Source organism: Bacillus cereus group sp. N11, from assembly GCF_016483605.1.
GTDB lineage: Bacteria > Bacillota > Bacilli > Bacillales > Bacillaceae_G > Bacillus_A > Bacillus_A toyonensis.
This window is the reverse complement of record NZ_JAEHBN010000053.1, coordinates 1-487: the sequence shown is the minus strand read 5'-3', so window position 1 is coordinate 487 and position 487 is coordinate 1. Positions and strand designations below refer to the sequence as shown.

The following is a 487-nucleotide window of genomic DNA, read 5'->3' as shown; positions in this document are numbered from 1 at the left end:
TTTTCAGAGTGTTGGGAAACCCTTTAGGGTTCCCAACATTCTGCAATCCTTTTTAATTTTAGTAAATGAAAACAATATAAAATAATAAATTTTAGAAAAACAGCCCTCCACCAGACCCTTTTTGGTTAGGTGAAGGGCTATTTTTTTCATGTTTTGACAAGCTGCGGTGAGGTAAGCTTGCATTTGGACAGACTTCAGCCCTCGAAACCGAGCATATCGATAGCCATGTAGTTCTTTGGCATCCGCAAAGCTTCGCTCTATAGTTGAACAGCGTACTTTATACAGTCTTTTCCCTGTAGCTGTTAGTTTGTTTTTTCTAGCGATATCTTTATATTTTTCCCATATATGATGAGTGATAACTTTTTGTTTTTGTTTTTTTGAAAAGCATACCTCACGTAGCGGACAAACAGCGCAGTCTTCTGGATTTGATTTATATTGACGATATCCTTCGCGATCCGTTGTCGTATATTCTAAAATACATCCCATC

At 37.4% G+C, this 487-nt stretch carries 1 protein-coding gene; it reads right to left on the bottom strand.

Annotated elements, in window-relative coordinates; genetic code table 11:
- Positions 1-3 precede the first annotated feature (3 nt).
- A partial coding sequence (locus JDS98_RS29615) for a transposase (RefSeq protein WP_242481002.1) occupies positions 4-487 on the bottom strand: 484 nt, incomplete at its 5' end.